The 8,499-nt window shown below is 68.3% G+C and carries 11 protein-coding genes and 1 pseudogene; 7 read left to right on the top strand and 5 right to left on the bottom strand.

All coding sequences use genetic code 11. The annotated features are described in order from the left end of the window. Positions 1 to 253 (bottom strand): hypothetical protein (locus AB0G28_RS45330; protein ID WP_361104432.1); only part of this gene is annotated, 253 nt, incomplete at its 3' end. A gap of 328 nt (positions 254 to 581) precedes the next feature. Here AB0G28_RS45330 and AB0G28_RS45325 point away from each other — a divergent pair. After that, positions 582 to 863: a hypothetical protein gene (locus AB0G28_RS45325; protein WP_361104429.1), complete on the top strand. Its 282-nt coding sequence runs from the start codon at positions 582 to 584 to the stop codon at positions 861 to 863. Between the two features lie 844 nt (positions 864 to 1,707). Here AB0G28_RS45325 and AB0G28_RS45320 read toward each other — a convergent pair. Then, positions 1,708 to 2,430 carry a hypothetical protein gene (locus AB0G28_RS45320; protein WP_361104426.1) on the bottom strand — a complete coding sequence of 241 codons (723 nt, stop codon included), beginning with the start codon at positions 2,428 to 2,430 and terminating at the stop codon, positions 1,708 to 1,710. A 122-nt stretch (positions 2,431 to 2,552) separates the two neighbouring features. Here AB0G28_RS45320 and AB0G28_RS45315 point away from each other — a divergent pair, with 122 nt between their 5' ends. Further along, complete coding sequence (locus AB0G28_RS45315; RefSeq protein WP_361104423.1) at positions 2,553 to 3,272, top strand: TetR/AcrR family transcriptional regulator; 720 nt, start codon at positions 2,553 to 2,555, stop codon at positions 3,270 to 3,272. Between the two features lie 123 nt (positions 3,273 to 3,395). On the opposite strand, the gene AB0G28_RS45310 is transcribed toward AB0G28_RS45315, so the two are convergent. Next, on the bottom strand, positions 3,396 to 3,980 hold the full coding sequence (locus AB0G28_RS45310; RefSeq protein ID WP_361104420.1) for a TetR/AcrR family transcriptional regulator: 585 nt from the start codon (positions 3,978 to 3,980) through the stop codon (positions 3,396 to 3,398). A gap of 194 nt (positions 3,981 to 4,174) precedes the next feature. Here AB0G28_RS45310 and AB0G28_RS45305 point away from each other — a divergent pair, with 194 nt between their 5' ends. The 4 genes from AB0G28_RS45305 (at position 4,175) to AB0G28_RS45290 (ending at position 7,263) form a co-directional block, all read left to right on the top strand. Next, on the top strand, positions 4,175 to 5,155 hold the full coding sequence (locus tag AB0G28_RS45305) for an amidohydrolase family protein (RefSeq protein WP_361104417.1): 981 nt from the start codon (positions 4,175 to 4,177) through the stop codon (positions 5,153 to 5,155). A gap of 10 nt (positions 5,156 to 5,165) precedes the next feature. Then, complete coding sequence (locus tag AB0G28_RS45300; RefSeq protein WP_361104414.1) at positions 5,166 to 6,020, top strand: alpha/beta hydrolase-fold protein; 855 nt, start codon at positions 5,166 to 5,168, stop codon at positions 6,018 to 6,020. Continuing rightward, entirely contained in the window at positions 6,010 to 6,708 is a 699-nt protein-coding gene (locus AB0G28_RS45295; protein WP_361104412.1) for an FAD-dependent oxidoreductase, read from the top strand. Before AB0G28_RS45300 ends, AB0G28_RS45295 begins: the two co-directional genes overlap by 11 nt. A 93-nt stretch (positions 6,709 to 6,801) precedes the next feature. Then, positions 6,802 to 7,263 (top strand): VOC family protein, encoded by a 462-nt coding sequence (locus tag AB0G28_RS45290; protein WP_361104409.1) that lies wholly within the window; start codon positions 6,802 to 6,804, stop codon positions 7,261 to 7,263. Positions 7,264 to 7,371: 108 nt separating this feature from the next. Here AB0G28_RS45290 and AB0G28_RS45285 read toward each other — a convergent pair. After that, positions 7,372 to 7,763 (bottom strand): annotated as a pseudogene (locus AB0G28_RS45285) (response regulator transcription factor); the annotation flags it as partial. Between AB0G28_RS45285 and AB0G28_RS45280 the strand changes: the two are divergent. Next, complete coding sequence (locus AB0G28_RS45280; protein ID WP_361104435.1) at positions 7,671 to 7,892, top strand: hypothetical protein; 222 nt, start codon at positions 7,671 to 7,673, stop codon at positions 7,890 to 7,892. The pseudogene AB0G28_RS45285 and the gene AB0G28_RS45280 overlap by 93 nt on opposite strands. A gap of 91 nt (positions 7,893 to 7,983) precedes the next feature. Here the strand turns inward: AB0G28_RS45280 and AB0G28_RS45275 are convergent, their stop codons facing one another. Then, entirely contained in the window at positions 7,984 to 8,427 is a 444-nt protein-coding gene (locus AB0G28_RS45275) for an SRPBCC family protein (RefSeq protein WP_361104406.1), read from the bottom strand. Positions 8,428 to 8,499 lie beyond the last annotated feature (72 nt).

Below are 8,499 nucleotides of genomic sequence, written 5' to 3'. Positions count from 1 at the left end.
ACCAGCCGCCGCCGGGCACGGTGATCGAGGTCGCCCCCCGACCCGCCGGCGTGAAACTCCACGTCCCGGCCAGGTCGACCGAGGCGATCGCGGCGGCGCCGGCAGCTGCGGCCGCGGGGGCCGGCTGTGTTGCGACGGCCGGCTGTCCTGCGGCGGCGGGTTGTACCGTGCCGATGATCGCGAGGAGTGTGGCGCCGGCCAGCGCTGCGCGGGCGAAGCGCCGGGATAGCGTGCGAGGGCGGTTCTGACGCATCAAGAAACCCCTTTCGCGGGTGTCGCGTCTACGGTGATACACCGATCATCGGACCCATCGTCACTACCTGCCGGGGGGCGCCAAAATGGAGAGGTCCACTATGGACTCGTCTACCGGCTCCATGCCCGTGGAGCAGGGCATCGGTCGGTAAGCAATCGTGTTCGAACCGGTTCGACAGAACGATAAGCGGGGTCGACTCGTGGTGTCAAACATGTCTACGGCTTGCGACGAAAGAAGAGCGCGATCCCGTGAAACTTTCAAAGAAGAGCGCAATCCCGGGAAATTTTCAGGCTGCAGCTGGGCGCCCCCCGTCGGGCCGGTACCGGGCATGCGCAGCGACCCGATCGGACCGACCTTCACCGTGACCAAGGACGAGCCAGCCACACTCCGCTTCGACGTGTCCGCCTGCAAGGCGAACTACCAATGGAGCATCGAGATCACCTACTCCGCCGAAGGCGATCACGACAAACGCACCTACGTGAGCGGTCCATACCGCACCATGACTTTCGCCGACAAGACCAAGATGTACACCTACGGAGGGAACAACACGTACGCCGAGGCCGGCACCGTTGACGGACCGAGCAACGGCGGATGGAGCTGTAGTAGATGACAGCAACGGCCAACCCGGCCCGGCCTCGTCACTCAATGACGGCCGATCCTCTCACCAATTTCACTGGGGCACAGCTGGGGCAAACCCCCTGTCACAACTGCACTCAACAACACAGAGTTGCCAACAACGGCACCGAAGCGCATGATCTGACTAGGCAATTCTCCATCGCCGCAGGTCAGGACCATGATCGACCCTCACTGGCAGTGAGGGCGTCAGGGGTTCGAGTCCCCTTAGCTCCACATCTCAGTGAACCCCTCCGCTTCAGCTTTCCTGGCTGGCCGGAGGGGTTTTCTGCGTTCCGGGCTCGATCTTCGGTGATCGGCTTACGGCGTGATCTTGTGCTCCCGGTGGGGCAGAACTGGAGCACCGCCCCAGCCCGGCCGACCGTCGGCGCGGTCCTCCGGCTGCTCCTGGGCCCGCCCGGCGGGTGACCCCCACCGTGCGCCACCGCCCACACTCGGTAAGGGTGTCGGTGGTGGCGGGGCCGCCGCGTGCCAGCGCCGCTCGAGATCGTCCAACAGCCGCTGCTCGACCTCCGGAGCGACGTGGGAGTAGGTCTCGATGACCCGGTTGCCCAGATGATGACCAAGCCTCCGAGCCTGGGCGATCTCCGGTGCACCGCCCGCGATCAGCCAGGTCTGTGACTGTGCCGCAGCCCATGGAAGGTCAACCCCGATCGGACCGTTGGGCAGCCCGCCTTTGTCCCGGACGCCTCGCTGCCGTCGACCGCGGGGCGGAAGACTCGCCGCAGGAACGTCGAACGCCACAAGCACGTCCCGCTCGGCGTCGTGAACACGAACCCGTACCGGTGCCGTGCGAGATGCTCACGTAGCAGCGTCGATGATCATTGTGCGGCGGCGTGTTCCACAGTGGGAGGCGCCGAGTTGTCGCTGCCCGTGGCCGGCCGGGTCCGCCACAGTGAGATGCCCAAGCCGATCAACGCTACTCCGGTCGGAACGGCCAACGGCCGGTTGAACGACTCCGGGAGCACCGCGAGCGCGACTGTGGCGACGGTGCCCGCGGCAAGCAGCGCCGACGCCCACCGGGCGAGGACGCGTGCCCGGAACAACGCGATGCCGAACAGGCATCCACCCGCGAGATAGCCGACGGAGCTGATCGCGATGACGGTCTGCATGGCGCCGATGCCATGGGTTGCGGTGCCGCCGAAGGCAACGGCGAGGATGTCGGCGACATAGCCGGGCGCCGTGGGTGCCAGCGCGGGCAGAACGGCGGCGGCGAGCACCTCGATGCTGAACATCAGCAGGTAGCCGGCGGCGAACAAGACGTAGCCGAGGAAGCCGAGGATTCCCGTCTGCCGGACTTGACGCAGGTACATGCCGGTGATGCCGGCGAGCGCCAGCGCGGCCATGACCGCCTTCGCCGTGCTGCGCACGGCCCAGTCGGTGGTGGTGACCAGCGAAACGTCCATGGCCGGGTGGCCGACCTGGACCGCGATGAACAGTGCCCCCGCGATCGCGGCAGCGATTCCGGCGGCCCGCGAAAGGCTCCTTGCGCTGGGCGCCATGGAGAACTGCTTCGTCTGGCCCGGTCTTGGCGTGGCACTCATGTCTTGCTCCTCCGAGAGGGATTCGACCGAGGTGTACAGCGTACACCTCTACTGGGATCAAGCTAGGCGTACGATGTACACCTGTCAAGGCCGGGCCACCGGTCAGAAGGTGGAGGACCCCGATGCAGGACACTGCGGCGGCCGGCGGCCGGGAGCGGCTCAACCGCGCCAAAGTGCTGGACGCTGCCGTCGAGCTGGCGGATGAAGGCGGCTTCGAGGCCCTGACCATGCGCAGGCTCGCGGCCCAGTTGAGCGTCGTACCCATGGCGCTCTACAAGCACGTTGCGGACAAGCGCGAGCTCCTCGACGGCATGGTCGACCTGGTCTTCGCCGAGGTCGAGATACCCGTCGACGTCGACTGGCGGACCGCCATGCACCGCCGCGCGGCATCGATGCGGCTGGCTTTGCTCCGTCATCCGTGGGCGGTCGGCCGGATGGAGACAGGTACCCCAGGACCGGCGAACCTGCACCACCACAACGCCGTGATGCGGTGCCTCCGCCGTGACGCGGGCTTTCCCTTCCGCGTGGCCGTACACGCGTACAACCTGATGGACGCCTACGTCTACGGGTTCGCCCTCCAGGAAAAAACCCTCGCCGGCGACATCCCGGCGGAAGCCGCGCGGCGGCAAAAAGCCGTCGTCGACCGGAAGCCGTCGGGACTCGAGGACTACCCCTATCTCGCCGAGGTGGTCACCGAACTGGCGAAGACCGGGTTCGCCTTCGCCGACGAGTTCGAGTTCGGGCTCGACCTCATCCTCGACGGCCTCAGCCGAATGCCTCAGCAAGCCTCCCGCGCAGCGGGCAGCGGGTCGAACTCACCGCTACGGCCGTCAGCCCGGTAGGCCAAATCCCGAATGTCTTGCCGGCGCCGCACCCCGACCACATCGACCCCACGTCAACGTCCGGTCGGCACGGTGCTCCACTTCGTCGCGAACGCCGGCATTCGCAGGCCGGCGGCTATCCGCTCAACGTCGTGGAGCGGATTTGTCCTTGCTCATGCGCAAGAGCAACGCGACCGCGTCCTCCGAGTGGACTGTCGGCGTGAGAACTTCCTGCAACAGCAAGCCGCGCATCGCGGCGATGGTGACGGTGGCCAAAGTCAGCGCTTCCTTCGCGTCGCGCCCTTCGCGTTCCGCGAGCGAGGCCAGCACCTTGGTCAGGTCGTCGAGCGAGTCGATGAACTCGCGGAAGTCCTCCGGGCGGTACGCGGCGAGTCCCACGACGTGGAAGAAGCCGCGTACTCGCGACAGCTGCTGCGGCTGCGTGTAGGCGCGCCAGATCGCGACCACGAGGTCGTCGAAAGCACCCTGCCGAGCGGCCTCGACGAGGATCGCGTTGTCCCGGGAGCGCTGCTCCTTGAGCATCGCCACCAAGACGCCCGGAAGCGACCCGAAGTGGTATCGCAGGAGAGCGTGGCTGGTCTCGGCTCTGGCGGCGATCTCCCGCAGCGACACCTCCGGTGCGGGAAGGTCCTCGCCGAAGGCGTCGAGGAGCCGGGCGAGGAGACGCTCGCGGGCGTCGCCGGTGCGTTCCGTGCTTGACAGGACCACTCCCGCAGTTTATCCATTGGAAAAGAACCGCGCCGGCCAGAGGGGGCGACTCGTGGGGCAGTGCCAAGTGGTCGGCGCGACGGTCGTCGACGGATCGGGGCGCGACCCCCATCAACGTCGACGTCAGCATCGAAGACGGGCACATCACCCAGATCGGTACCGTCGGCGAGCGCCTCGATGCCGACGGCCTGACGATGACACCAGGCCTGATCGACGCGCACGTCCACTTGGGATTGTCGAGCCCGATCCAGCCGCAGTTCTCGTTCCGGCTCAGCGCCGCCGAACTCGCGGCAAACATCTTCGCCGCGGCCGGCGCGACGCTCGACGCCGGTTTCACCACCGTCCGGGACACCGGCGGGGTCGACGGCGGCCTCGTCACCGCGATCGCGAAGGGCAAGGTCAGGGGGCCGCGCGTGCTGTCGTGCGGGCCGGTGCAGTGCCAGATCGGCGGGCACGGCTACTACGGAGCCGACTGGGAACCGACCGAGCTGTGGAGCAGCCATCACCTGCCTGGTCTGTGCGCCCTGTCCATGCTGTCCGGCAACGCGGACGAGCTGCGGTGCAACGTGCGCGAGGCCTTCCGGCGCGGAGCCTCGTTCCTGAAGCTCTGCGTGACCGGCGGCGTGGTCGGCGCGCACGACCGGCTGACCGACACCCAGTTCACCGTCGGGGAGATCGCCGTCGCGGTCCAGGAAGCCGCGGCGCGGGGCACCTACGTGAGGGTGCACGCCCACAACAACGACGGCATCCGGAACGCGGTCGAGGCCGGGGCGCGCTGCATCGAGCACGGCACCGACCTCGACGAAGCCACGGCCACCCTGATGGCCGCTCGCGGGGTGGCCCTCGTGCCCACGTTCGCCGTCGTCGAGCAACTGCTGCACGACACCGCGGGCGCAGGTCTCGACGAATCGACTCGTGATCGGGTGCTGGGTGTTCGTGAGCGGATGACCAAGGCGCTCGCGGTCGCGAAGGCGGCCGGAGTGCGGATCGGGCTGGATTCCGATCTCGTCGGCCCGGCCCAGCAGCGCCGGGGCGAGGAGCTCAGACTGCGCGCGAACCTCGAAACACCGATGGCAGCTCTCGTGGCGGCCACCACGGCAACCCGGTCGAAGACCCGGAGCTGTTCGCCGATCCCGCCAATGCCGTCCTCGTTCTCCAGGCCGGCCGAATCGTGAAGGACCTTCGATGACCACCATGTGGCAAGGCTGCCTCGCCGACACCGACTACTTCGAGCTGCGGTCCAGCGGAGGGCACCACTACGGCGTCTGGGTCACCACGCCACCGAGCTACGACCCCGCCACGACGCAAGCGCCTGCCGTGTACGTGCTCGACGGCAACTGGGCCGTGGGCATGACGGCTCCGCTCATCGTCACCCAGAAAGACCCCATGCAGCAGATCCAGCCCTACATCCAAGTCAGCGTCGGCTACGCGGGCGAAGACGCGCAGCACTGGGCACGGCTGCGCAACCGGGACCTCGTCCCACCTGGGGAGCCCATCGCTCAGGAGTTCGTCGACGCCGTGGAGACCGGAATCCGGACGGGCGCCATGACCCGCGAGGAAGCCGACGCCTACCTCGCCGAATTGCAAGACACCCACGCCGACGCCTTCCTGAGCTTCCTCACCGCGGAACTACACCCGCGGATCGAACGCGACTACGGCACCGCCGCGAGCGGTCACGGCCTCTTCGGCTACTCCTACGGCGGCCTCTTCAGCCTCTACACCTGGCTCACCGGCAACCCGCTCTTCGAGACCATCGGCGCCGGCAGTCCCGGCGTCGTCGGTGAAGACAGCCAGATCTTCGCGATGCTCGAAAAACTGGGCGACAGCCTGCCTGCCGCCCAGCTCCACTTGACCGTCAACGACCAAGAGCTCCTCGGAGACCTGGCCGTCTACCAGAACCTCGCGAAGAACGCAGCCACCGTCCTGCACCATCTGACCGCCCGCGGCGGAGCCGTCACCAGCACGGTCCTGCGCGAAACGCACGTGACCGGCCTGCAGGCCTCGTTCCTCAGCTACCTCAGGACCTGCCGTGCCCGGTGAGCGCCCGAGCGCCGACGTGGTCGTGATCGGGGCGGGCGTGATCGGTTCTTCGATCGCCCTCGAGCTCGCGCGGGAGGGGCACCGCGTTGTCGTGCTCGACCGGGCCGCCGGAGCCGGACAGGGGTCGACCTCGGCATCGAGTGCCATCGTCCGGTTCAACTTCTCCACGACCGCCGGGGTGGCGACGGCGTGGGAGGCGCACTTCGGCTGGCTCGACTGGGCCGGCCACCTCGGGCACGACGTCGGCGACCTCGCGGTGTTCCGCAAGAGCGGGCTGGTCATGCTGGACGTCGAGGCGGCTCCGCGTGCGTCCTGGCTTCCGTTGTTCGACGAGATCGGCGTTCCCTACGAGGAATGGGACAGCGCGACCTTGGCCGAGCGCGTTCCGGGCATCGACGTCGGCCGCTACTGGCCGCCGAAGCGGCTCGACGATTGGACGCCGATCTACGACCGCACCGAACTCGACGGCTTCTACGTCGCGATCGGAACCAGCGGCAACCAGTTCAAGAACGCGCCGGTCGTCGGGCAACTGATGACGGAGCTGATCAACCAGGTCGAGAACGGCCTCGACCACGACGCGGTGCCCATCCGGTTCCGGGCGCCGCGCACCGGACTGGAGATCAACCTGGGTGCGTTCTCCCGTAGGCGCAACCGAAACAGCGCGAACTCAGGCACGGTGATGGGCTGACCCGGCACTCGGACGGAATCGAGGACCGGCGCCGTCCGCATTCGGTGCCAAGGTGGGCAACGTCAGCCCGATGACAACCCACGGAGAACCCCGATGAGCCGACACGTCCAGGTCACGTTCGACGCCCACGACCCGCGAGCGCTTTCGGCGTTCTGGCGCGAGGTGCTGGGCTACGTCCACCCGGCACCGCCCGGCGTCGAGCTGCCCGAGGGTGCCGACCCGTTCGCCGCGTGGGACGAGTTCCTCGAGCGGGCCGGGGTGCCTGAAGACCAGCGCAACAGCAGCTCCGCCGTCGAAGACCCCGACGGGCAGGGGCCACGCCTGTTCTTCCAGCAGGTGCCGGAGGGCAAGACCGCGAAGAACCGGGTCCACCTCGACGTCCGGGCCGCACCGGGCCTGCAGGGCGCCGAGCGGATGGCGGCACTCGAAACGGAGTGCCAACGGCTGATCGCCCTCGGCGCGACCCGGGTGCGCCGCTTCGAGCCCGAACCACCGCTCAGCGCCGGGTTCATCGTCATGACCGACCCCGAAGGCAACGAGTTCTGCCTGGACTGATGGCAAAGCGTGGATGGCCGAACGGGCCGCCGCGCTGCGCCAGGCGGACGGTGGTGTGCACGAGCCCTCCCGCCGTTCGTGGCCGACCGGCTACAGCCAGTCGTACCCGTCCAGCTCGCGGTCGGTCAGCGGGCAGTCGTCGACGACGGCGAGGGCCGAGACGTCCGGGTCGATCCAGCGCTTGCCCGCGCGCAGGGTCTTGATCACCGAGGTGCTGTGGGCCGGTTCCGCGGCCTTGCTGACGAAGCCCTGGACGCCGAGCTTCAGCGCCTTGCGGAGCACGCCGGGGAGCGTGGCGGGTCAGCATCAGGATCACCTGCTCCGGCCGGGCCCGGCGGATCTGCTCGACCGCGCCGAGCCCGTCCACGCGGGGGCATCTCGAGGTCGATGACCAGCACTTCCGGCCGGTGTTCGAGGGTGGCCGCGATCGCCGTCTCGCCGTCGCCGTCGTCCTCGGCCGGCACCGTGATCTCGCCTTCCAGCGGCAGCAGCGCGGCCAGTGCCTTGCGGAGCCGGGGAAGGCCGCCGCGGTGCGGAAGCGGCTGCCGGAGTGCGAAACTTCCAGCTCGGCGCCGAACGAGCCGGTGTCCGGGGCGCCGTCGTTGACGATCGCGATCCCGCGCCGGTGAGCGGGAAGCGGCCGGACGACACCTTCCGCGCTGCGGGAAGCTGACCAGGCGATTCTCCATCGTCGCAGTTCAGGGCCATGATCGGCCCTTCTCAGCTTGCGTTTTCCGCCGCCTTCTTCAGGTGGTTGAGCCAGGCGGCGAGGGATTGGTCGAGGGCGGCCCGCATGAACGGGATGTCAGCGCGAACCGGGTCTCCGTCCCAGGATTCCTCGGTGCGTACGCGCACCGCGGAACCGGTCACGTCGAAGGTCCACAGGTGGATTCCGGTGATTCCGCAGGCGGGGCCGCCCCAGACGATCCGGCGTGGCTCCTCCACTTCGTACACGGTGGACTCGATGTCCAGGCCCCCGGTGCTCCAGCGGAACGTGGTATCCGTCGTCAGTGGACAGTCAGCCTGCGTGGCGGTGATGTCCGGCTGCCACTGTGGCCAAGACGGCACGTCGGTGTGCAGTTGCCAGACACGGTGCAGCGGTGCGTCGATGACGGTTTCGCGACGGACGATGACCGGCGCGCTCAGGTCGATTTCGGTGCTCACGTGCTCGCCTTCCCTGTCCCGGCGGCCGGTCCTTCGATCGGCTTCGCAGTGACACAAGGGTGCCTGGCGGGC

Origin of the sequence: Amycolatopsis sp. NPDC021455 (assembly GCF_040640995.1) — a bacterium.
Taxonomy (GTDB): Bacteria; Actinomycetota; Actinomycetes; order Mycobacteriales; family Pseudonocardiaceae; genus Amycolatopsis.
This window is presented reverse-complemented; position numbering and strand designations above follow the sequence as displayed.

Excerpts from the sequence above, each read along its gene's own strand:
- AB0G28_RS45325 (WP_361104429.1), top strand. The coding sequence starts at position 582 with ATGCGCAGCGACCCGATCGGACCGACCTTCACCGTGACCAAGGACGAG.
- AB0G28_RS45320 (WP_361104426.1), bottom strand. The coding sequence starts at position 2,430 with ATGAGTGCCACGCCAAGACCGGGCCAGACGAAGCAGTTCTCCATGGCG.
- AB0G28_RS45315 (WP_361104423.1), top strand. The coding sequence starts at position 2,553 with ATGCAGGACACTGCGGCGGCCGGCGGCCGGGAGCGGCTCAACCGCGCC.
- AB0G28_RS45305 (WP_361104417.1), top strand. The coding sequence starts at position 4,175 with ATGACACCAGGCCTGATCGACGCGCACGTCCACTTGGGATTGTCGAGC.
- AB0G28_RS45300 (WP_361104414.1), top strand. The coding sequence starts at position 5,166 with ATGACCACCATGTGGCAAGGCTGCCTCGCCGACACCGACTACTTCGAG.
- AB0G28_RS45290 (WP_361104409.1), top strand. The coding sequence starts at position 6,802 with ATGAGCCGACACGTCCAGGTCACGTTCGACGCCCACGACCCGCGAGCG.